The organism is Bradyrhizobium sp. GCM10028915 (assembly GCF_042666195.1).
GTDB classification, from domain to species: domain Bacteria; phylum Pseudomonadota; class Alphaproteobacteria; order Rhizobiales; family Xanthobacteraceae; genus Bradyrhizobium; species Bradyrhizobium canariense_D.
The window spans coordinates 237,517-258,956 of record NZ_JBHTFN010000071.1 but is presented as its reverse complement, the minus strand read 5'-3'; the positions used below and the strand labels follow the sequence as shown (position 1 = coordinate 258,956).

The 21,440-nt window shown below is 63.7% G+C and carries 22 protein-coding genes; 4 read left to right on the top strand and 18 right to left on the bottom strand.

Annotated elements, in window-relative coordinates:
* Window positions 1-5: 5 nt before the first annotated feature.
* Genes ACFQX9_RS36870 through ACFQX9_RS36855 form a run of 4 tightly spaced genes read right to left on the bottom strand, consistent with a single transcriptional unit; the run spans window position 6 to window position 3,773 of the window.
* On the bottom strand, window positions 6-812 hold the full coding sequence (locus ACFQX9_RS36870) for an ABC transporter permease (RefSeq protein ID WP_085348927.1): 807 nt from the start codon (window positions 810-812) through the stop codon (window positions 6-8).
* Complete coding sequence (locus ACFQX9_RS36865; RefSeq protein ID WP_018453753.1) at window positions 809-1,684, bottom strand: ABC transporter permease; 876 nt, start codon at window positions 1,682-1,684, stop codon at window positions 809-811. The genes ACFQX9_RS36870 and ACFQX9_RS36865 overlap by 4 nt, the downstream gene beginning before the upstream one ends.
* Entirely contained in the window at window positions 1,681-2,715 is a 1,035-nt protein-coding gene (locus ACFQX9_RS36860; RefSeq protein ID WP_377791971.1) for an ABC transporter ATP-binding protein, read from the bottom strand. The genes ACFQX9_RS36865 and ACFQX9_RS36860 overlap by 4 nt, the downstream gene beginning before the upstream one ends.
* 23 nt (window positions 2,716-2,738) lie before the next feature.
* Window positions 2,739-3,773 (bottom strand): ABC transporter substrate-binding protein, encoded by a 1,035-nt coding sequence (locus ACFQX9_RS36855; protein ID WP_377791970.1) that lies wholly within the window; start codon window positions 3,771-3,773, stop codon window positions 2,739-2,741.
* 269 nt (window positions 3,774-4,042) lie between these two features.
* Between ACFQX9_RS36855 and ACFQX9_RS36850 the strand changes: the two genes are divergently transcribed.
* Window positions 4,043-4,960 carry a LysR substrate-binding domain-containing protein gene (locus tag ACFQX9_RS36850; protein WP_247820759.1) on the top strand — a complete coding sequence of 306 codons (918 nt, stop codon included), beginning with the start codon at window positions 4,043-4,045 and terminating at the stop codon, window positions 4,958-4,960.
* On the opposite strand, the gene ACFQX9_RS36845 is transcribed toward ACFQX9_RS36850, so the two are convergent.
* The 9 genes from ACFQX9_RS36845 to ACFQX9_RS36805 are packed head-to-tail and all read right to left on the bottom strand — an operon-like array spanning window position 4,950 to window position 13,717.
* On the bottom strand, window positions 4,950-6,323 hold the full coding sequence (locus ACFQX9_RS36845; RefSeq protein ID WP_377791967.1) for an amidohydrolase family protein: 1,374 nt from the start codon (window positions 6,321-6,323) through the stop codon (window positions 4,950-4,952). The two genes, ACFQX9_RS36850 and ACFQX9_RS36845, sit on opposite strands and share 11 nt — an antisense overlap.
* The gene (locus ACFQX9_RS36840; RefSeq protein ID WP_085348933.1) at window positions 6,320-7,903 is read right to left on the bottom strand and encodes an ABC transporter substrate-binding protein; all 1,584 of its coding nucleotides are present in this window, start codon (window positions 7,901-7,903) and stop codon (window positions 6,320-6,322) included. Before ACFQX9_RS36840 ends, ACFQX9_RS36845 begins: the two co-directional genes overlap by 4 nt.
* A 22-nt stretch (window positions 7,904-7,925) precedes the next feature.
* Window positions 7,926-8,576, bottom strand: coding sequence for an aspartate/glutamate racemase family protein (locus ACFQX9_RS36835; protein WP_247294022.1), 651 nt, complete (start codon window positions 8,574-8,576; stop codon window positions 7,926-7,928).
* A gap of 8 nt (window positions 8,577-8,584) precedes the next feature.
* A complete protein-coding gene (locus ACFQX9_RS36830) occupies window positions 8,585-9,469 on the bottom strand; it encodes a polysaccharide deacetylase (RefSeq protein WP_085348935.1) in 885 nt (294 codons plus the stop codon).
* Window positions 9,456-10,271, bottom strand: a complete 816-nt coding sequence (locus ACFQX9_RS36825; RefSeq protein ID WP_085348936.1) for an ABC transporter substrate-binding protein — start codon at window positions 10,269-10,271, stop codon at window positions 9,456-9,458. The genes ACFQX9_RS36830 and ACFQX9_RS36825 overlap by 14 nt, the downstream gene beginning before the upstream one ends.
* Window positions 10,272-10,285: 14 nt before the next feature.
* Entirely contained in the window at window positions 10,286-11,050 is a 765-nt protein-coding gene (locus ACFQX9_RS36820) for an amino acid ABC transporter ATP-binding protein (RefSeq protein ID WP_377791966.1), read from the bottom strand.
* Window positions 11,047-11,904, bottom strand: a complete 858-nt coding sequence (locus tag ACFQX9_RS36815) for an amino acid ABC transporter permease (RefSeq protein ID WP_018453743.1) — start codon at window positions 11,902-11,904, stop codon at window positions 11,047-11,049. Before ACFQX9_RS36815 ends, ACFQX9_RS36820 begins: the two co-directional genes overlap by 4 nt.
* Window positions 11,901-12,725, bottom strand: a complete 825-nt coding sequence (locus ACFQX9_RS36810; protein ID WP_085348939.1) for an ABC transporter substrate-binding protein — start codon at window positions 12,723-12,725, stop codon at window positions 11,901-11,903. The genes ACFQX9_RS36815 and ACFQX9_RS36810 overlap by 4 nt, the downstream gene beginning before the upstream one ends.
* A gap of 35 nt (window positions 12,726-12,760) precedes the next feature.
* The gene (locus tag ACFQX9_RS36805) at window positions 12,761-13,717 is read right to left on the bottom strand and encodes an N-carbamoyl-D-amino-acid hydrolase (protein ID WP_083926347.1); all 957 of its coding nucleotides are present in this window, start codon (window positions 13,715-13,717) and stop codon (window positions 12,761-12,763) included.
* A 151-nt stretch (window positions 13,718-13,868) separates the two neighbouring features.
* Here ACFQX9_RS36805 and ACFQX9_RS36800 point away from each other — a divergent pair, with 151 nt between their 5' ends.
* Window positions 13,869-14,795 (top strand): LysR family transcriptional regulator, encoded by a 927-nt coding sequence (locus ACFQX9_RS36800; RefSeq protein WP_018453740.1) that lies wholly within the window; start codon window positions 13,869-13,871, stop codon window positions 14,793-14,795.
* Between the two features lie 23 nt (window positions 14,796-14,818).
* Entirely contained in the window at window positions 14,819-15,538 is a 720-nt protein-coding gene (locus ACFQX9_RS36795) for a type 1 glutamine amidotransferase (RefSeq protein ID WP_085359505.1), read from the top strand.
* Window positions 15,539-15,658: 120 nt separating this feature from the next.
* On the opposite strand, the gene ACFQX9_RS36790 is transcribed toward ACFQX9_RS36795, so the two are convergent.
* Window positions 15,659-16,126 (bottom strand): nuclear transport factor 2 family protein, encoded by a 468-nt coding sequence (locus tag ACFQX9_RS36790; protein WP_085348942.1) that lies wholly within the window; start codon window positions 16,124-16,126, stop codon window positions 15,659-15,661.
* 78 nt (window positions 16,127-16,204) lie between these two features.
* On the bottom strand, window positions 16,205-16,609 hold the full coding sequence (locus tag ACFQX9_RS36785) for a YbgC/FadM family acyl-CoA thioesterase (RefSeq protein WP_210350912.1): 405 nt from the start codon (window positions 16,607-16,609) through the stop codon (window positions 16,205-16,207).
* A 1,215-nt stretch (window positions 16,610-17,824) separates the two neighbouring features.
* Between ACFQX9_RS36785 and ACFQX9_RS36780 the strand changes: the two genes are divergently transcribed.
* Window positions 17,825-18,565 (top strand): outer membrane protein, encoded by a 741-nt coding sequence (locus ACFQX9_RS36780; protein WP_377791965.1) that lies wholly within the window; start codon window positions 17,825-17,827, stop codon window positions 18,563-18,565.
* 215 nt (window positions 18,566-18,780) lie between these two features.
* On the opposite strand, the gene ACFQX9_RS36775 is transcribed toward ACFQX9_RS36780, so the two are convergent.
* The 3 genes from ACFQX9_RS36775 to ACFQX9_RS36765 form a co-directional block, all read right to left on the bottom strand.
* Window positions 18,781-18,936, bottom strand: a complete 156-nt coding sequence (locus ACFQX9_RS36775) for a hypothetical protein (protein ID WP_377791964.1) — start codon at window positions 18,934-18,936, stop codon at window positions 18,781-18,783.
* 967 nt (window positions 18,937-19,903) lie between these two features.
* On the bottom strand, window positions 19,904-20,158 hold the full coding sequence (locus tag ACFQX9_RS36770) for a hypothetical protein (RefSeq protein WP_377791963.1): 255 nt from the start codon (window positions 20,156-20,158) through the stop codon (window positions 19,904-19,906).
* A 954-nt stretch (window positions 20,159-21,112) separates the two neighbouring features.
* Window positions 21,113-21,440: SbmA/BacA-like family transporter (locus tag ACFQX9_RS36765; protein ID WP_377791962.1), on the bottom strand; the 328-nt coding region annotated here is incomplete at its 5' end.

Sequence of the window (21,440 nt, the reverse complement as noted above, 5' to 3'; positions counted from 1 at the left end):
TTCTCCTATCGCCCTGTATCGCCCTTGCCGGCGAGCACGCGGTCGAGCCCGTAGAAGCGATCGAGCAGAATGAGGGCGGTCATGGTGATCGCGATCACGCAGGCCGAGACGGACGTCACCAGCGGATCGATGTTGTCCTGGATGTAGAGGAACATGCGCACCGGCAGTGTTTCGGTGCCGGGTGCCGCGAGGAAGACGGTCATGGTGAGATCGTCGAAGGACTGGATGAAGGCGAGCGCCCAGCCGCTGATGACGCCGGGCAGGATCAACGGCAGCGTCACGCGGCGGAATAGCGTCCAGCCGCCGGCACCGAGCGAGACCGCCGCCATCTCGACCGAAAGGTCCATGCCGGTCGCCGCCGCCAGGGTCAGCCGTAGCGCGAACGGAAACACGATGATGACATGCGCGATGATCAGCGCGGCGAAGCTGCCGCCGAGGCCAGCCGAAGTGAAGAAGCGCAGGAACGCGATGCCGAGCACGACATGCGGGATCATCAGCGGCGACAGAAACAGCGCCGCCAGTGCGTCTCGACCGCGGAACCGATAGCGCGCGATCGCCAGCGCCGCAGGCACCGCGAATAGCAGCGCCACGAGGGAGGACAGTGCGCCAAGGCCAAGACTGACCCAGAAAGCGTGGACGAATTCGGGATAGTTGGCGATCGCCCTGAACCAGCGCAGCGAAAAGCCGTTTGTCGGCAACGACAGGAAGCCTTCAGGCGTGAACGCGACGAGGCAGACGACGAGGATCGGCGCCACCATGACGATGACAAAGATGGTGTGGAAGATCAGCGCGAGCGGGCCATTCCGGCTCATCGGAACACCTCCGCGTAACGGCGCTCGATCAGTGCGTTGCTGCCGACGACGATCAAGACCAGCGCGGCCAGCAGCAGCGTGGCGACCGCCGCCCCCAGCGGCCAGTTCAGCGTGTTGAGGAACTCGTCATAGGCCAGCGTCGCCGCGACCTTGAGTCGACGGCCGCCGATGATGGCGGGCGTCGCAAACGCGCTGGCCGAGAGCGAGAACACGATGATCGCCCCAGACAGCACGCCCGGCATGATCTGCGGCATGATGATGCGGTGGATGATGGTCGCAGGGCCGGCGCCGAGCGACATCGCGGCATTCTCGATCTGCGGATCGAGCCGCTGCAGCGCCGCCCACACCGACAGCACCATGAACGGCATCATCACGTGCGCGAGTGCGACCACCATGCCGGTTTCGGTGAACATGAAGGGGATAGGCGCGCGGATCAGCCCGGCCGACATCAGCAGCTTATTGACGAGGCCGTTGTTGCCGCCGAACAGCAGCGCCCAGCCGAGCGTCCGCGCCACCACGGAAATCAGCAACGGCCCCAGGATGACCAGGAGAAAAACGCTCTTCCAGCGTCCGCTCATGCGGTTGAGGATGTAGGCTTCGGGTGCACCGAGCACGGCGGTGAGCAGCGTAGTCAGGATCGCGATGCGAAACGTCCGCCCGAACATCTCGGCGTAATAGGGATCGGTTACGATCTCATGCCAGTTCTTGAGGATGAAGACCGGCTCGATGCCCTTGTACTGGCCCCAATCATGGAAGGACAGCATCACGGTCATTGCCAGCGGAATCAGGAGCACGCCGACGAACAGCATCAAAGCGGGCGCCGTCAGCGCCCAGGGCGTGCGTGCGTTTCGTTCCTCGGCGGAAGCGCTCATGCGACGCCCCTCACGCTCATGTCCTCGGGCCGCCAGGTGAGGTGAACGGCCTCGCCTTCGACCGGCTGCGACCGGCCGTCATTCTGGCGGATCACGGTCGCCGGGCCGCATTCGCTCTCGCACTGGAACAGCCAGTGATTGCCCTGGAAGATGCGTGTGACGATCTTTGCGCTGAGGCCCGCGTCGACAAAGTCGATCCGCTCGGGGCGAATGCTAATGGTGACGGGACCGCTGCGCCCGACATGCGCAGGCGCGCTCCACGAGCCGACAATCAATCGCCCAGGCGCACTGGTCCGATCGATCGTCGCGGCAAAGTCGTTGGTCTTTCCCAAAAACTGCGAGACGAAGGCCGAGGCCGGCTTCTCATAAGTCTCTTGCGGCGTGCCGATCTGCTCGATCCGGCCCTGGCTCATCACCACGATGCGGTCGGACAACGACATCGCCTCGTTCTGGTCGTGGGTGACGAGGATCGTGGTGGTGCCGATGGTACGCTGGATCTGGCGCAGCTCGATCTGCATCTCCTCGCGCAGCTTGGCGTCGAGATTCGATAGCGGCTCGTCGAGCAACAGCACGCTCGGCTTGATCACCAGCGCGCGCGCCAGCGCCACGCGCTGCTGCTGGCCGCCGGACATGCGACGCGGATGGCGATCCTCGTAGCCGGCAAGCCCGACCATCGCGAGCGCTGCGCGAACGCGCTCGGTCCGTTCGCCGCGCGGCACATTGCGCATCTCGAGCCCGAAGGCGACATTCTCGGCCGCGGTCATGTGCGGAAACAGCGCGTAGCTCTGGAACACGATCCCGAGCCCGCGTTTGGCCGGATGGATCGCGGTCAGATCCTTGCCTTGCAGCCGGATCGCGCCGCGGGTGGGATCGAGGAAGCCCGCGATCATCTGCAGGGTCGTGGTCTTGCCGCAGCCGGAGGGGCCGAGAAAGGAGACGAACTCCCCCTTCCCGACCGCGAGACTGAAGTCGTCGACGACAGTCTGCGCTCCGAATTGCTTGGCGACCCCTTCGAGCTCGAGATAGGCCATCGCACTGTCTCCGGGATGACCGATCAGCGCTCGACCTCGCGATTCCAGCGCTTGGTCCATTCCTCGCGCTTCTCGTTGATGACGGTCCAGTCCGGATTATAGAGCTTTGCCGCGCGCTCACCGATCGGCGCCATCTTGCCGAGCTCGGGCGGGATCACCAGCGATTTCAGCACCGGGCCGTAGCCGTAATCCTTCAGCATCACGAGCTGGATCTTGGGTTCGAGCAGCATCTTGACGAAGCTGGACGCAAGCGGCGAGGCGTTCGGCTTGGTGATCGGACAGGCGGTCGTCAGCAACGTCGCGGCGCCCTCCTTCGGATAGACGAAATCGACGGGGAAGCCGGTATTGGCAAAGCTCTGCACGCGGCCGGTGCCCCACACCGCGATAACGGCCTGGCCGGACTGGAACAGCTCGGTCATCTTGCCCGGCGACGGCTCATAGGCGAGTACGTTCGGGTTGATCTGCTCCTTGAAGATCTTGAAGCCGGAATCGACGTTGGTTTCGCCGCCACCGTTCATCTTCGACAGCATCACCAGCGCTTCGAGGCCATAGGTGTTGTTGATCGGCGGGATCACGAGCTGCTTGGCGTATTTCGTATCCTTCAAATCGTTCCAGGAGGTCGGCGGCGCCCAGCCCTTCTCCGCAAACACCTTGGTGTTGTACATCAGGCCGGTCGCGACGATGCCGATGGCGACCGCACGATCGTCCTTGAAGCGCGCCGTGTCGTAGAGATCGGTCGGCAGGCCATCAAGCTTGCCGCAGAAGCCGAGCTGGATCGCCTGGTACATCGGGCCGTCGTCCACGATGGCGACGTCGATCTGCTGGTTGCCCTTCTGCGCCTGCAGCTTGGCCAGCGTGTCGGTGGAGTTGCCGGCGACGTACTCGACCTTGACGCCGTTCTGCTTCTCGAAGGCCGGGATCACCTCGTCGCGGATGGTCTTCTCGAACGAGCCGCCATAGCCGGCGACATAGAGCGTTTTCTGCTGGGCCGAGGCCACCGACGAGGCGGCAATGAGCGCCGCGACGCTGACCGCTGTCAGAAGGCGAAAAGTCTTCATGTGGTCCGATCTCCATACCGGGATGAGGTGACGTGCCGACGAGTCGCGTTGGCTGAACCTTCCGCATTTCCTTCCGCGCAAATCCCTCCCCGACAGGGCTCCGGCCCCTACGCGGCTGGTTTTGGCGCGATCCGGAGGTTCGAACCCCTCCAATCTGCCGAAAAAGCGGGCCGTCTCCAGCTCTGATGAAAAACTCGCAAACTCCGGCTTCCATCGTCCAATGAATAATGGCAGCTTCTGCATGCCTAAATGTTATGAATGGAATTCGGATGGCGCGCATCAATTCGCGGCAGGTGGAAGCCTTCCGGGCGACGATGCTGACCGGCAGCGTGACGGAGGCGGCGGCGCTGATGAAAGTGACGCAGCCGGCGGTCAGCCGGTTGCTCCGCGACCTCCAGGCGCTGCTGAAGATGGAGCTGTTCGAGCGGCGCGGCACCGGCCTGGTGCCGACCGCCGCGGCAATGGCACTCTACACCGAGGTGGAGCGCTCCTTCGTCGGCCTCGAACGCATCACCGCGGCAGCCGAGGAAATCCGGGGCCGCCGCACCGGTTCACTGCGCATCGCGGCACTTCCAGCATTGTCGAATGGCTATTTGCCGCGGCTCACCGGGCACTTCCTGAAGGAGCGGCCCAACCTCAACCTCGCTTTCTTCGGTGTGATCTCGCCGATCGTGGTCGACTGGGTGCTGAACAACCAATGCGACGTCGGCTTTGCCGAGGTGCCGATCGCGCATTCAGGCTTGCCGAGCCAGAAGCTGCCGGCGCCCGCGCGCGTGGCTGTACTGCCCACCGGTCACCGCCTCGCGGAAAAGGAAGTGCTGGAGCCGTGGGATTTCGAGGGCGAGACTTTCATCTCGCTGTCGGCGGGCTCGTCGAGCCGCCATCTCGTCGACCAGGTCTTCCATCGCCACGATGTCCGCCGCGTGCTGCGGGTGGAGACCACGCTATCGGAGATCATGTGCGGCATGGTGTCGTCAGGACTTGGCGTCGCCATCTGCGATCCCTTCACCGCCCAGGAATTTTCCACCCGCGGCGTCATCGCACGCCGCTTCCTGCCGCGCATCGACTTCGAGTTCTCAGCCGTTTTCCCCGCACAGCGCAGCCCCTCGCCGGTGGCGCTGGATCTCGTCGAGACCATGCGCAAATCGCTCGCCGAATTCGAAGACGAAGCGACGCTCAGCCGTTGAATGCAGCCTGTGCCTCCGGCAAGTCCCAGATCTTGCCGATCGCGGCCGTCCCTGCCGCCGTGATCGCCGCCTCGTCGGCGCCGAGATAGCGGCCGGCATCGACCAGCATGCGGCCGTCGACCATGACCTGATCGATATTGGCGCGATTGGCGAGCGCGATCAGCGCGCGGCGCGGGTCGAACAGCGGCTGAAGATGCGGATGGGTGAGATCGACGATCGTGAGGTCGGCGGTCGCGCCCGGCTCGATACGGCCGAGATCGGGCCGCTTGATGACATCGGCCGCGATTGCCGTGTTCGCCTCGATCAACTCGGGCGCGTTCGCGACATCGGCACGCGCCGAGGTGATCTTGGAGATCAGCGACGCCGCATTGAGCTCGCCGAGCAGGTCCATGTTGTAGCCGTCGGTGCCGACCACCGTGCGCACGCCGTGCTCCGCGAACTGGCTGAAGGCCGCGGTGACGCCGGCGCGCGCGAACACGCGCGGGCAGTTGAGAACCGTCATACCGCGCGCGGCCATCAGCTTGAGATCGTCATCGGTGCTGAACATGCAGTGCGCCGCCATCAGGTCGGGCGCCAGCAGGCCGAGCCAGTCGAGATATTGCGCCGGCGTGCGGCCGCCATAGCGCTTGCCGATGGTTTCGACCTCGGCGCGGCTCTGCGCCATATGCGTCGTGACGGGCACGCCGAGCTCGCGTGCCCGCGCGGCACAGGCCCTCAACAGATCAGGCCCGCAGGTGTCGGTGGCATGCGGACTCATCGCAAGGCCGATGCGGCCGTCGCCGCGATTATTCCAGCGCTGGTAGAGCGCATCCCAGGTCGCCATGTCGGCTGTGCCGTCATCGCCCGCATAATGGACCACGCCGTCGGGGCCAGCCTTGGCGTCAGAGGTGGAGAACAGATAGGGCGCACCGTAGAAGCGGATGCCCATCTCCTCCGCAGCGTCGAACATTTCCGGGATCGAATTGCGGAACGGCTCCATCACCGTGGTGGCGCCGCCCTTCAGGAGTTGGAGGATGCCGAGCCGCGCGACCGCCATGCGCTCTTCCGCCGACAAGATATCTGCACCGCGCTTGGTCAGCGGCAAAAGCACCGTGTAAACGATGCTCTGGTTGTTCTTGCGGCCGTTGCCGTCCTCGGTGTGGCTGCGCGCCACCGCTTCCGAGAAGCAGTGATTATGCAGGTTGAGGAGGCCCGGCAGAACGAAGCGGCCGGGACGGTCATGCACCTCGTCCGCCCGCGGCTTGTCGCGCGTGACCGCGGCAATCTTCTTGCCTTCGACCAGAACCCAATGGTCGCGCAACACGTCCTGCGCACCGTCCTTGCGTGACAGCACATAGCTGCCGAAGATTGCGATCGTGCTCATGCGGGGCGTACGTTCCAGAAAACGGCGGTGCCGTCGAGAATGCCGGTGATGGCTTTGCGATAGGCAGTCGGCTGCTTGTACAGGCCAATCGGAATATAGGGGATTTCCTGGAAAGCCACCGCCTGGATCTCACGGCAGATGCGCTGCTGCTCCGCGAGCTCGGAGGCCGCCAGCCACTGGCTGCGCAGGCCGGCCATCTTCTCGCTCGCATACCAGCCGGCGACCTTGCCCTCACCACGGATATTGGTGTTGCCGGCCGGATTGAGCCAGTCGATGCCCTGCCAGTTGCCGACCGCCGCGCTCCAGCCGCCCTGCCCGATCGGGTCCTTCTTGAGTTGGCGTTGCAGCACCACGGCGAAATCGAGCCCGGCATATTCGACGTTCATGCCGGCCTTGCGCAAGGAGTCGACGGCGATCTCGCCAAGCGGCTTCTGCGCCAGTGAATTGGTGGGCACGAGCACCACGACCTTCTCGCCATTATACCCCGCGGCCTTGAGATCGGCCTTCACTTTGGCGTAGTCACGCGGGCCGCGGAAGACATCGAGGCCGACATCGCTGGCCATCGGCGTATTCGGCGCGAAATAGCCGATCGGTGAGACCTGGAAGTTCGGATCGGTACCGGCCACCGCGGTCATGAAGGCGGATTGATCGATGGCCCCCAGGAGCGCGCGGCGAACGGCAGGATTGTCGAACGGTGGCTGAAGATGATTGAGGCGCAGCATGCAGGCGTAACCGCGGGGATCGAGGATCCGCGTCTCGATGTCGCCGGCCGCCTTGATGATCGGCAGCAGGTCGTGTGGCGTGGTCTCTTGCCAGTCCTGCTCCCCGGTCTGCAGCGCGGCGACGCCGGTGCCGGCATCGGGCGTGGTGGTCCAGACCACCCGATCGTAGTGCACGATCTTCGGGCCCGCTGTCCAATCCGGCTTGCCGTCCGTGCGCGGCTGATAGCGCTCGAACCTGGCATACGCGTTGCGCGCACCCTGCACGCGCTCGTCGGCGAGATAGCGGAACGGGCCGCTGCCGATCACTTCGGTGAGCGGCTTGAACGGATCCTGGCCCGCCAGCCGCTCCGGCATCATGAAGCACGCGTTGATCGCGGCCTTGCCCAGCGCTTGCGGCAACAGCGGGAATGGACGTTTGAGGCGGAAGCGGATGGTGCGGTCGTCAGTGGCCGACAGCTTGTCAGTCGCCTCCATCAGCTCGCCGCCAAAGCCGTCGCGCGCGGCCCAGCGGCGGATGCTCGCGACGCAGTCGCGGGCGAGCACGCGCTCGCCATCGTGCCAGAACAGACCGTCGCGCAAGCTGAGGTCCCATTGCAGCCGGTCGCCGGAGACGACATGGCCCGACAGCATCTGAGGCGAGACCTGGAGCGAAGAGCTCATGCCGTAGAGCGTGTCGTAGACCATGAAGCCGTGGTTTCGCGACACTTGTGCCGTCGAATAGATGGGATCGACGAAGGCGAGGTCGATCACCGGAATGAAGCGTAGCGTGGTCTGGGATTCGGCGCGCAGGATGCCCGGAAATGACAGCGCCGGCACCGCGGCTACGGCCTTGAGGAGCGAACGGCGGGAGACGGGCATTGCAAGAGGCTCCTGAAGGATCTTACGTGTTCAACAAGACCGCGCCGATCGCAGCGGCCACCGCCTGCTGCGCCGGCTCGACCACGGGCACACCGATGGCATCCGCAATCGCCGCGCGGTGCGAGGCCATGCCGGCGCAGCCCATCACCACGACATCGGCACGGCATTGCGAGACCAGCGCGCGGCCGGCTTCAATCAACCGTCCCCGGATGTCCGCGCCTGCCGTCTCCGCCGCGCTCGCGCCGACCGACCAGCTTCCGGCATAGCGGCTGTCGATGCCCATCAGCCGCACCATCCGCTGCTGGCGGCGAATGCTCGACGGCGACAGCGCGATGACGCCAAATCGCTCGCCCAGCATCATTGCGCGAAAGATGCCGCACTCGGCGATGCCCATCACCGGGCGCCCGCCGGCCGCCTCGCGCACCGCATGCAGGCCGGGATCACTGAAGCAGGCGAGCACGAAGGCATCCGCATCGGCGCGCGACACACGGTTGACCAGCGGCATCACCATGCTGTCGGCGTCGCGTTGCGAGCTGATGCCCGGCGGCCCCCCGGCAAGGCCGACGACCTCGATTGCGGGTCCGCCGGCGATGCGTAGCGGCGCGACGGCGTCGTCGATCGCCGCCGTCACCGATGCGGAGGAGTTGGGGTTGATGACGAGGATACGGGTCATGGCGTGGCTCAACTTTTTCCGGCCTCGTGGCGCAGGAAGTTGGCCGCGATCTTCTCACCGGTCGTGATCCAGACATCCGGGCACGACTTTGCGTAGGTCAGGAATTCGCGCAGCAGGCGCAGCCGCATCGGTCGACCGCTGCATTGTGGATGCAGCACGGTCGTCACCATCGCGCCCCAGTCTCTGGTTTCGTCGAGCTCGTCCTTCCAGATCGAGAGCACATGCTCCTTGGGGAAGATCGAGCGGGGGCTGAAGCGCGCGGACAGGCCGTGCATCCAGTCGTCATAGCTGGCGGTCACCGGCAGCTCGATCGTGCCCGGCTTGCCGTCGGCGAGACGATGCCGATAGGGCCGCACGTCGTCGCGGAACGAGGAGGTGTAGACGATGCCGTGGCGCACCAAGGCCACCCGCAGCTCCTCGGTGAACTCGCCGTAGGGCGCGCGGTAGCCGGTCGGCCTGACGCCAAGCCGGCGCTTGAGCGCCTCGAACCCGCGCTCGAGCTCCTCCTCGATCCAGGGATCGCCGGGATCGGGCAACAGATGGTGATAGCCGTGGTGGCCGATCTCGTGACCGGCCTTGAGAATGGCCTCGGCCATCGCCGGATGCGCGTCGACCGACCATCCCGTGACGAAGAAGGTCGCCTTGAGATCGAGCTGTTCGAGCAGCTCCAGGAGCTTCGGCGTGCCGACGCGTGCCTCATAGCCGCCATAGCTCATGGTGATGAGCCGCTGCGCATGCACCGCGTCCTTGCTGGTCCAGGCGCTCTCCGCGTCCACGTCGAACGACAGGAACATCGCCGAATTGTACGGCTTCGGCCAGGGGTATTCCGGCGCAGGATCCGCGGTGTTGGCTGGGGTGAGCGGAATGCTCTGGAGTGCCTTACTGTCCAGCATTGAGGGTCGCCTTTTCGAGTGCGTTGTCGGTCAGTTTCCACTTGGCAAGCAGCGTGCGATAGGTGCCGTCCGTGATCAGCGCATCGACCGCCTCCAGCATGGCTTGCTGCAGCGCCTTTTCCTTGACCGGCAGAGCGATGCCGGTGAATTGCTGCGCGATGGGCTCGCCCACGGTCGCATAGGTGCCGGGCTCGAGGTCCATGATGTAGGGCAGCGTCTCGTTGCCCTGGGCGGCGGCATCGATGCGGCCCTGCCTGAGCTGGGTGCGGGCGTCGGCCGAGCCGTCGGTGCCGACGAACTGGATCGGATTGGTGCCGCAATTCTTCTCGCTCCAGGCCGCGATCTGCGCCGGGAACATGGTGCGGCGGCTGGCGCCGACCTTCTTGCCACAGAGCGCGGCTGCGTCCTTGAACTCCGCCTTGCGCGACTGCTGCACGAAGAACTGCGGGCCGCTGCGCAAATAATCGACGAAGGACGCGATCTCGTGCCGGCTGGCATAGTCCGTGAAGCCGGACAGGATGGCGTCCACCCGCCCGGTCGAGATCGACGGCATGAACTCGGCAAAGCTGGTCTCCTGCCACTCGATCTTGACGCCGAGCTTGCGGCCGATGGCCTCGCCGAGATCGATGTCGAAGCCGGACAACGCGTTGGTGGCGGGATCGCGGAACTCCATCGGCGGATAGTTCGGCACCAGCGCGACCTTGATGCTGCCGCGCTTGGCGATCTCCGCCGGCAGCTCGACTGCCATGACCGGAGCGCTCATGGCGCCAACGAGTGCCGCCGTAACCAGAAGTCTCTTCATCGATACGCCCCCATTCAGATCACTGCCGAAAGAAATGCCTTGGTACGCTCCTCGCGCGGCGCGCCCAAGACATCGGATGCGCGCCCGTGCTCGATGATCGCGCCCTGGTCCATGTAGACGACGCGGTCGGCGACCTCGCGCGCGAAGCCGAGTTCGTGCGTCACGACCATCATGCTCATGCCGCTCCGCGCCAGCTCCTTCATGACCGCCAAGACCTCGCCGACGAGCTCGGGATCGAGCGCGCTGGTCGGCTCGTCGAACAGCATCAGCATCGGCTTCATGGCAAGCGCGCGGGCAATCGCGACCCGCTGCTGCTGGCCGCCGGAGAGCTGGGCGGGATACGCGTCCGCTTTGGCCGACAATCCGACGCGCCGCAGCAGCTCGATCGCCTCAGCGCGCACCTCGTCGGATTTTCGGCCTTGAACCTGGAGCGGACCCTCGGTGATGTTTTCGAGCGCGGTCTTGTGCGGAAACAGGTTGAAGCGCTGGAACACCATGCCGGTTTTCAGCCGTTGCCGCCCGATTTCGCGCTCGCTGAGCCGATGCAGTTGTCCGCCCTGCTCGCGCACGCCCAGGAGCTCGCCGTCGAGCCAGATGCCGCCGCTGTCGATCGCCGCGAGCTGGTTGATGCAGCGGAGCAGTGTGGTCTTGCCCGAGCCGGAGGCGCCGATCAGACACATCACCTCGCCGGGCCAGACGTCGAGCGTGACGCTCTTGAGAGCCTGGAACTCGCCGAAATTCTTGGCGACGGAGCGAATCGCGACGAGGGGTCTTGTCATCGCGCGAGCCGCAATGTGCCGCGCGCAAAACGGCGTTCGAGCAGCATCTGGAGCGGCGTCAGGATTGAGACGACGAGCAGGTACCAGAGCCCGGCCACGATCAGGAGCTCGATCACGCGCGAATTGGCGTAGTAGATGTTTTCGGCGTTGTGCAGCAGTTCCGGATACTGGATGACGCTGGCGAGCGAGGTCGCCTTCACCATGCCGATGAACTCGTTGCCGAGCGGCGGGATCACCACCCGCATCGCCTGCGGCAGCACGATCCGGCGCAGCGCACGCAGGCGTCCCATGCCAATCGCCTGCGCGGCCTCATATTGCCCGATATCGACTGACAGCATGCCGGCGCGCATCACTTCCGAGGTATAGGCACCCTGGTTGATGCCGAGCCCGAGCAGCGCGGCAAGGAACGGCGTCATGACGTCGACGGCGCGCGCACTCCACAGGCCGGGAATGCCGATGGTCGGAAACACCAGCGCGAGATTGAACCACAGCAGCAGTTGCAGGATCAGCGGCGTACCGCGGAACAACCAAGTGTAGCCGGCGGCAACGGTCTTCAGTACCGGGTTGGGCGACAGCCGCATGATCGCGACGACGACGCCAAGGAAGATACCGAGCGCCATCGCCAGCACCGCCATCACCATGGTGTTGACGATGCCCTCTATGATCACCTTTGCGGTCAGGAAGCGGCCGACATAAGACCATTCGATCTGGCCGCCCGCAAAAGCGCGCCCGATCAATGCAAGCACGAGGACGATCAGCGCCGCGCTGAGCCAGCGAAACCAGTGCGGCTCGCGCGCGACCCGCATTCCCGACAGATCGGGAAAACCCTCCGCGAGTGCCGGTGCCGGCTTCATTGCGGCGCCGCGTTCAGCATGGGCTGGGCGACCGCGTTGCCGCCAAGGCTCCATTTGTCGAGGACAGCCTTGTAGGAACCGTCGGCGATCATCGCGATGAGCTTCTCGGTCACCACTTCACGAAGCGCCGCATCGTCCTTGCGGAACATGATGCCCTGATAGCCTTTGGCAAAGGGCTCGCCGATCACGCGGTATTTGCCGGGTTCCTGCGTCTGCGCATAAGGCAGCGTCTCGCTGCCCTGTACGGCGGCGTCGATGCGGCCCTGCTTGAGCTGGTTGCGGACGTCGATCGAGTTCTCGCCCGGCACGTACTGGATCGCCGGCTTGCCGGCCGCCTCGCAATTCTGCTTGCTCCACTTCTCGATCTCGACCGGGAAGCTGGTGCTGCGGGTGGTCCCGACCTTCTTGCCGCAGAGATCGGTCGCAGCCTTGGCTTCGTTCTCCGCCATCACGAAGAACTGCGGGCCGGTCCCGAGATAATCGACGAAATCTGCGGTCTCGCGCCGCGAGGCGCGATCGGAGATGCCGGAGATGATGAAGTCGGCGCGCCTGGTCTGGAGCGACGGGATCAATTCGGCGAACGGCGTCTCGCTCCAGACGATCTTCACGCCGAGGCGCTTGGCGAGCTCGTTCGCCAGATCGACGTCGAGCCCGACGAGCTCATTCGTTGCGGGATCGCGATATTCCATCGGCGCGTATGTCGAGTTGACCGTGAGCTTCAACGCGCCCGCTTGCTTGATCTCGGCCGGAAGCTCCGCCGCCTGCGCGGACGTGGCGGCCGTCAGCGCTGCGATGCCGAGGAAATACGAGAGGCGCGTCATATCGGCTCCTTTGCCAACGTTGTTGGAACGTCCTGTCAGTCCGCGTCGAGAACCGCGGGTTCGATGACGCCGGCGCGTTCGGTGATCACCCTGTATTGCTCCGGCCGCCGGTGCGCGGCGAAGTTGAACATCTTGTCCTTGCCCTGGCGGCAGAGGTCCAGATCGATATCGGCGACGATCACCTCGTCGGTCAGCGTTGCGGCCTGCGCGACGATGCGGCCATTGGGATCGACGATGCAGGAGCCGCCGATCAGCCCGGAGCCGTCCTCCTCGCCCGCCTTCGCCACCGAGATCGCCCAGGTCGCGTTCATATAGGCGTTGGCCTGCGTCACCAGCGTGGAGTGGAAGGTGCGCAAGGAGGCATCTTCCGTGCTACCGCCATTGGGATCATAGGCCGCCGAATTGTAGCCGATGCAGACAAGCTCGACGCCCTGCAGGCCAAGCACGCGCCAGGATTCCGGCCAGCGGCGATCGTTGCAGATCATCATGCCCATAATGGCGTGGGCCCAGGCCGAGCCGGCGCGGAAGGCCGGAAAGCCGAGGTCGCCATAGTCGAAATAGCGTTTCTCAAGCTGCTGGTAGCGCGCACCTTGTCGCGGCTCGACCGAGCCCGGCAGGTGCACCTTGCGATAGCGGCCGAGCAGCTCGCCGTCGCGGTCAACCAGGATGGCGCAATTGTAGCGGCGTCCATCCGGCGTCAGCTCGGCATAGCCAACATAGAAGCCGACGCGCAGCGCACGCGCACGGTCAAACAAGGCGGCGACGTTCGGGTTCGGCATTCCGCGTTCGAAATAATGGTCGAGCGCGTCGCCTTCGAGCAACCAGCGCGGAAAGAATGTGGTGAAGGCAAGCTCGGGAAACACCACGAGGCTGGCGCCGCGGCCGGCCGCCTCTTCCAGCAGCGCAAGCATCCGCGACAGCGTATGCTCGCGCGGATCGGCTTTTTGCGTCGGCCCCATCTGTGCGGCGGCAGCGCGAAGGACACGAACCAAGATTGCCTCCAATCTGTGCGCAGTGGCGCCTCAATGGGCGGATGAACCCTTTGATGCGACGTGCAAATCCGCGGCCATTACGCGGAAGCGGGGCTGCAAAATCAATTCGTTCTGCTATGATGTTTTGGCCCAGAGTATAATCGGCAGTGATATGAACCTGCGCCAGCTCGAGATTCTCCGCGCCGTCATCCGCCACCGCACCACGGTTGCGGCCGCCGACGAACTAGCGCTGTCGCAGCCTGCAGTCAGCAATGCGCTGAAGACGATGGAGGCGCAGGCGGGTTTTGCGCTGTTCGAGCGCGTCAACAACCGGCTGTTTCCGACCACGGAAGCGATGGCGCTCTACAAGGAGAGCGAGGCGATCTTCGCGCTGCACGCAAAGCTCGAGAACCGCGTGCGCGATCTGCGCGAGAACCGCTCCGGGCATCTCGCGCTGGTCGCGACGCCGCCGCTCGCCTACAGCATCATCCCCGCGGCGCTGTCAGGCTTCCTGCGCCGCCGCCCGGAGACGCGGGTGTTCTTCGACGTGCGGCGCTATGAGGGCATCATCGAAGGCGTGCTCAACCGCGTCGCCGAGCTCGGCTTCGCGCTCGGGCTGACACATCATCCGGGCATCGCCCATGAGGTGGTGCACACCGGCGAGATGGTCTGCGTGCTGCCGCCGCAGCACCCGCTCGCCGACCGGCCGGTGATCTCGGCAGCCGACCTGTCCGGCCTGCCCTTCATCGGGCTCGAGCGCGGCACGCGGCTTGGCGAGGCCGTGCGCGACAGTTTCGCACGCGCCGGCGCGCCGTTCCAGCCGACCGTCGAGGTGCGCTACTGCAACACGGCCTGCGTGCTCGCCGCCGCTGGCGTCGGCGCCGCGGTGGTCGATCCCTTCTCGCCACGGCAGAACGGCGGGACCGGCCTCGCCGTACGGCCGTTCGCGCCGACGACGCACGCCGTGGCCTATATGCTATGGTCGGAAGCCGAGCCGCTGTCGCGCCTGGCCAAGGCGTTTCTCAACGAGGTCCGGAAAGAGAGTGCGCTGCTGGAGCGCACAGCGCCACACCAACAACATGGGGCAGGAAGCGACTGAGCTTGACCTTTACCGGAGGGCACATGGCACGCATCACCATCATCGAGACCGGACAGGTCCCACAAAAATATCGCGAGCGCCACGGTTCGTTCCCCGACATGTTCGAGCGCATGGTCCGCGCCGAGGACCCGACAGCTACGGTCGACATCGTCAGCATCCCGAACGGCGATGCGCTTCCCGACCCGCGCAATTTGGAGGCGGTGCTGATCACCGGCGCCGCCGCCGGCGTCTATGACGGGCTCGACTGGATCGCGCCGCTGGAAGATTTCGTGCGCACCGCCTACGCCAACAGGACACCAATGGTCGGCGTCTGCTTCGGCCATCAGCTGATCGCGCAGGCGCTCGGCGGCACTGTGCGCAAGTCGGAGAAGGGCTGGGGCATCGGCCGGCACGTCTATCAGGTGCTGCCGGACAACGGCGTCATCGACGACGAAGCGGTCGCCATCGCCTGCTCGCATCAGGACCAGGTGATGGAGCCGCCCAACGATGCGCTGACGATCCTCTCCTCCGATTTCACCCCGCATGCCGGCCTGCTCTACGCCAACGGCGCGACGCTCACCCTGCAGCCGCATCCGGAGTTCGACGTGGAGTTTGCGCAAGTGTGCTGCGAGCTGCGCATCGGCAAGGCGCCGGAGGATGTCGTTGCCACCGCGAGGGAATCACTGGCGCAGCCGATGGATCACGCCAAGCTTGGTGGCGCGATTACGAGATTTCTAGCGCGCAGGTCCACCTCCTCATCCTGACGAGCGCGCTCCCGCGCGCGTCTCGAAGGATAGAGGCCCAAATGCAGCAACCGGGCCTGCATGGTTCGAGACGCCGCTTCGCGGCTCCTCACCATGAGGGGAGAGAGTTGTTTGCAAGCCTCAGAACGGATCCGTCCCCAGCCCCACCACATCCGCAGGCCTCGGCCCCGGTGCCGGCCAGTGAAACCGCCGGTCCTTCTCCGCAATCGCGATGTCGTTGATCGAGGCTTCGCGGCGCCGCATCAGGCCGTGCTCGTCGAACTCCCACTGCTCGTTGCCGTAGGAGCGATACCACTGGCCGCTCGCATCGTGCCATTCGTATTGGAAGCGAACCGCGATGCGGTTTTCGTCGAACGCCCAGAGGTCCTTGATCAGGCGGTAGTCGTGCTCCTTCTCCCATTTGCGGGTGAGGAACGTGACGATGGCCTCGCGCCCCTGAAAAACCTCGGAGCGATTGCGCCAGCGGCTGTCCTCGGTATAGGCGAGCGAGACGCGCACCGGGTCGCGCGAATTCCAGGCATCCTCGGCCATGCGGGCCTTTTGCGCTGCGGTCTCACGGGTAAAGGGCGGGAGCGGCGGGCGCGACATGAGGGCCTCATCGGTTGGCGGGAGTGCAATCTATCGCCGCGCGCGGGGGAGTCGAGAGGGCCGTCCGCTATCGCCCGATCACGAAATCGGATCAGCCTTCATCAAGGCGCGGATCGATTTCGGGATCGGCTGGGCACGTCCGCCGCTGATGAAGGCGACCCGCACCTCGGCTTTGACCAGCACGACTTCGCCGCGCCGCACCTCCTGCGCCAGCATGATGGAGGCGCCCTTCACGGCGACCGGCCAGGTCACGACATCGAGCACGTCATCCATCCGGGCAGGCTTGAGGAAATCGAGATGCATCGAGCGCACCACGAAGGCGAAGCTTGCGTCTTCCGCCTCGGCCTGCTCGAACAATGCCTGCTGCTCGGCGCCCATCAGCCGCAGATGATTGGTCCGCCCGCGCTCCATGAAGCGCAGATAGTTGGCGTGATAGACGATGCCGGAAAACTCGGATTTGACGATATCGCAACAGAATACCAACTGCTTGATTTCGTTGGGGCGCTGGAGGGCGGTAGCGTGAACAAGCGCAGATTTTTCTACGTCCCTTTCATGGCGAGCCGCAGCGCCTTCGGGATCAGCTTCAGTGTTCACCTAACTCGCCTCGAGAGAAATGTCAGCCCGGCCGCGAGCATAGCGGCCCGAAGGGGCATGCGGGACGAGTGCAGCGACAACACCGGTGTTTGAGCGGCACGCGGGAACGGGGCCGTAATAACGCTCGCCACAGGCGAGCCCGTTTTCCGAGTGCCCCCGGCGAGGAGCACTTTATGGCTTGCGCGAGGCATCGTGATCCGAAAGGCCGAGACAGCATGGCTCGGCAAGCTGGCTCATAGAGCCCCGTCCGCGGAGCGGACGCGCCCACAACCTAATCGGACCCGTACTTGTGCCATGGGCGAAAACCGCGGCACTTATGAGCCTGATTTCGGGAGATCCTATCGCGGACCTCACACCACTGGCCCACATTAAGAACGTGTGCGGTTATTTGCGTGAGAGTTTCCGGGTTCGTTGCTCCGTCGGCGCCGCCCCTGACCGAAAGCCCAACCGATCGCTCCTGCATTGACGGTTTCATCCGCGGAGCCGGAGCAGGACTGGCGTGTATCGTACTCCGTCAACCCAGCTCCATGGTCTGGCCGGAATAGTCGACGAACAGCTTCTCGCCGGCGACATGGACCTGGGGACAGGATGGGCTTGAGGGGGCCGGCCCATTGCTTGTAGCGTTCGCATAGCTGAAGCAGTCGGAGTTAGGCAAAAGACCAAGGTAGCCGGGTTGCAGACTGTCAGCGGTGCGCGCCTCCTGCGTTACCCCGATCGCAATCGCTGAAATAGCGATCACGATCGGCTGGAAACGGTGATCACGATGCTCTGGAATGGGCGATCACGATGGCTTGGACTCCGTGATCACGAACGGCTGGAACACGCAATTACCGGGCGCCCCGTCGACCTACCACGCTACTACGTCGCGAGGTGGAGCATGCCGTCAAGCTGTCGGGTGCGCGAGAGGCAGGACACCGCGCTGATCTACGCTCGCAAGCGAAGGGGCATGTCAAGGAGTTGGAGATATCTGCAACGCCGCAACCTGACGCGGCGTTTGTTTCACGCATTTCTTCCAGCGCCAATGTTGCGATGCAGTTACAGCAATTTGCGTGCACGTTGTTAAGACGCAGCAGGCTCGGGGGCACTCAAGACATGGGAATAGAAATGAAGAACTTGTTGCTTATGACAGTCAGTACGGTGGCGCTTGCTGCGGTGGCCCCCGCATTCAGTGCTGATCTGCCTGCGCAACCCATCAGGCCTCTCTACACCACCGCTCCGGGACCTGTCGCGGCTGCAATCTACGATTGGAGTGCTTACTATTTCGGCGTGAACGGTGGTCTGAGCTCAGGCGAGAGTTGTTGGGAGTACCTTGGCAGCAAGCCCGAGGGCTGTCATCATCCGACAGGCGGTAGCGTGGGCCTCCAGATCGGCTATCGATGGCAGATGGGCCAGATCGTGCTGGGTGTTGAGGGCCAGGGCAACTGGGCTGATTTGACCGGGTCCAATCACAGCATCCCGTTTTCCGATACTACCAACCAGACTAAGATTGACGCGTTCGGTCTCATGACGGGGCAGATTGGTTATGCCTTTGGGAATAACGTACTTTACGGCAAAGGCGGCGCCGCAGTCACGAGCAACATCCATCAGATCAGCTCGACCGTGGCAGGAGCCGCTAGGAAAAGTGACGTTCTTTGGGGCGGTGTGTTGGGGGTCGGATTCGAGCACGGCATCGCACCGAACTGGACGGTGGGCTTCGAGTACGACCACCTGTTCTTCCAGCCCCGCACGGTGAAATTCAGCGGGAACATTGGTGGGGCCGATCGCATCCGCGAGGATCTCGATCTTATCACGGTACGGGTCAACTATAAGTTCGGCGGTCCGATTCTCCTGAATATTGATCCCTAGTTGCGTCGATGGCCCCGGCCTAGCCGGGGCCATTTGAAGGGAAGCATGGCCCGCTCAGAGCCCGGCCATTCAGGCAATTCCGACGTGAGATTCAAGCGCCGCCTGCGCGATCCCGGCCCCTTTCGCTGGCCTGCGACCCCTCCTTCTCCGGACGGCAAGCTCAGCACTTCGCGGGGAACCACCGGCTCAGCGCTGAGCACACTCGACACCGAAAGTCAGCCGTAATCGTGGACAGGGGTAGTCGCAAGGGCGACGAGCTCGGAACCTGCGTCGATGCCGCGGGAATGATACTGCTTAGCTTGCGGCTGCCGCCTTGCCAGGGTAAGCGGCGCATCGCCGTCGCAATCGAGGCAGACGAGATCGTCGAACACAGCTGCCTCCGCTGAGGCGGCCACGGCAAGATCCGCCTGCAAGCGTTGAGGACATAATAGATTGGCTCATCCGCATCTGTCGCGAACCCGGACGATAGGCAGCTCGGCTTTCCAACATCTCACCGGCCCGTCCGATCTTTCGGATCACTCGGCCTCGCCTGCTTCGGCTACTAGCGGCAACCGAGCAGGCGAGCACCCTGCCCTCCGACATCGCCGACATCGCGCGCCAAGCGCCGATGCGGACCGAGGAGAAATCATCTGTGCCGCGGGCGGGGCGCAATGACGTCAGTGACAGCCGCGGACACGGGCGACCTCATGATGAAGCAAGGCGGCATCCACAGCAGGACTGACCCGAGTTTCTCCGGCCAGGACGCCATAACCCTCGCGCTCAGATGGCATCGCTGCCGGGCGCAAGCTCCATGGCCGGGCAGACCTCTAATCTCGCGTCGCCTTGCAACCCGCCGAAACCCAGGCGGTCAGCCACGCCGGAGCGCGGGGAATAGTTTGGAGTTCATTCTCGGTCCTTCACACCTCGAAGGGGGTTCTGCAGTTCGCACCCGTAGCAACCACAACAGGATTCCTGCAGAGTCCGTAGCGCGAGACGCGTCAAGACAGTTGGATCCAAGTGACCTTTTGCGGCCAGAGCTAATATCTTTTCGGCGAGGCACGCCTTCAACGAAGACGTCCGGTTTGCTTCGGGCACCATCCCGATCGCATCGTCCAGAACACCTCGCAACAAAGCGCATAGTTTGATTTTCGGTGTCATGGCGCTAATCCAAAACCAACGGAGATCTGGCCGACCTCGGCTCCGGCCCGCCTGGCCGGCGGCCACCGGCAAGCCATGCGGAATAAACCTTCTTCGCTCCAGGGAGCTGGGGGAATAAGGGAGGGCCGAGCCTACAAGTACAAGAGCTAGGTTTCGGTAATGTGACAGTTCGTGCTCCGCTCATTCTGGATGCATAACGGCTTAAGAAAGCATCCTGCGGATAGGTCCTTTGGTTTTCAGTTCAACGCTTGCTGACGCTATCAATAAAAGTTCGTAAAGCATTTGGTGAGGATCGCCGCGCCGTGATTGGGCAGCCTTAGTGGATTGCTGTTCCGATCGCGCCAATTCCAGCTTAGGAGCTCGTCGCGCCTTTTGAGCCGGATGTACGGCGCGGTTGCTATAGTCGGCGAGCCACGCTTGTGAATCCACGCTGCTCAATCTGGCGGTCATGTTCACGGCCAGAGCTCCGGCTCGGCGGAAACGGATTGGTCCGCAGGCTCAGAGTTGTCAAATCCCGGTTCTGGTAGTTGAAACACGACGCAACATCATCTTGAACTCTTCTGGCACGGTTCACAGTTGAGCTTACGGTGATAAGAATTTCTCTTCCAGATCATTTCGGCGTGCTCCGGCCAGCCCAGCTAGTCGCCGTCCAGGATCGCTGGTTCGAGTGGCTCGATATTCGCACCGAAACTTTCGCCCAGCTGCGCGATCCAGTGACGCTAGAACGTGCTTGGGTGCCACTGGGCTCGATTACCGTTCCGCCAGAACCAGAATGGACACCAACACATCCGGCGGTCGCCAGGGCTCGCCGCCCCACGTAATGCCTACCTCCCTGTTTAGCACCGTATTCCATGGAGCGGATCAAGTTTGAAACATCCCGCATGGTCGTTCTGGCTAGTCAGTCACTGTCCGGTGCCATGTGTGACACAATTATGATTGCTCCCGGGACAACACCGTTGAGGCGTGTCTGACTCACACTGTCGAACTTACGACACGGTGGTACCTATTTGTAGAGCTGGCGGTGTGGACTCTGAGAACCCATTTCCAGGAGAAAAGGAGAAAATCAGATTCATGGCTGTTTTCTCGGAGCAAGTCTTCGGTGTCATGAACCCCTGGCTCGACCGGAGGTCGAACGCGACGCGGCTGCTTTGTAGCTTACCCGCGGCGGCTGTAATGGCCCCTACAGCCATCCGCCGCCCCTTTGCCTCAGTCCGCGCGCTGCAACAGAGCGCTAGCCGTCATCCACAACAACACGTCACGGGGGTTCCGATATGCAGCTGCTAAGTTTCTCCACGCCGAGCGCCATTCTCTCGAATGCCCTTCTCACAACTTAAGCAATTCAGCAGCGTTGCGACCGATTGACGCGGAACGGAAGGTCAGGTGTCCGTCAACTCCCTACAGCTATAGGAATCATGTGGCTTGCTTCCTTATCTCGATCGACGGCAGTAGCCCACCGTGGATCTTTGCCTCAAAGCTCCGCAGGCGCTGATAAATCGAGATCAGTTCGACGATCGTGCTCCAGGAGTTGACGAGATACTGAAACGAGGTTCGCACTTGCTTGAACGCGTTGAGGATCTGGTTCATCGCGCCGAGGGTGATCCTGCCCGCGATGATTGTGGGCGCAAGCAGCAGATAAGGAAAGATGACGTCAGTCTGCAGATAGACGATCCGGCCGATATTGAAGTACATGAAGTTCACATAGAGCCGGAAGTAATTCCTGCGAATGTCTCTAAACAGT